Source organism: Sandarakinorhabdus rubra (assembly GCF_010994245.1).
Taxonomy (GTDB): domain Bacteria; phylum Pseudomonadota; class Alphaproteobacteria; order Sphingomonadales; family Sphingomonadaceae; genus Sandarakinorhabdus; species Sandarakinorhabdus rubra.
In genome coordinates this window covers 1-601 of record NZ_WMHO01000461.1, presented here as the reverse complement: position 1 = coordinate 601, position 601 = coordinate 1, and the positions used below count along the sequence as shown (strand labels likewise).

Below are 601 nucleotides of genomic sequence, written 5' to 3'. Positions count from 1 at the left end.
GCTGGTGAACACCGCGCCGGGCAGGCTGGCGGCCAGATCGGCGACGGCGATCAGCCCGGCCATGGCGCTGCCGGCGAGCGGCCATAGCAGCCCGGTGCCCAGCGCCTCGCCCAACAGGCCGAGCGCCAGCGATGGCATGACGACAAAGCTGCTGAACGGGATGGCGACCAGGTTGGCGATGACGCCATAGAGGCCGCTGCGACCGAAGTGGAAGAGACCAATGCCGGCCAGCGCGAATTCGGCGACAAGGCCCGTGGCCAGCAGGGCCGCGCCGCGGCGGCCGAGCCAGGCCCACCACGGCTCGCCTTCATCAACCGCAGCCAACCAGCGGCCCAGCCGGCTTTCATAGAGGGCGACGATCCCGATCACGGCGGCAAAGCTCATCTGGAAACTGGCGCCCAGCAGCGCCTCGGGCCGCACCAGCAGGATGGCTGTGGCGGCCGCCGCCAGCAGGCGCAGCGACAGGGCCTGCCGGCCAAGCATCATGCCGATCACCACGATCACGGCGGCAATCACCGCGCGCACCGTGGGCACCTGCGCGCCGGCCAGCAGCGTGTAGCCAAGCCCGGCCAGCGCGCCCAGCGCCAGCGCGATGGTGGGC

Annotated in this window: 1 protein-coding gene; it reads right to left on the bottom strand. The window is 71.9% G+C overall.

Features of this window, described 5'->3' with window-relative positions; genetic code table 11:
- A partial coding sequence (locus tag GJV64_RS15285; protein WP_164158376.1) for a ComEC/Rec2 family competence protein occupies positions 1-601 on the bottom strand: 601 nt, incomplete at both ends.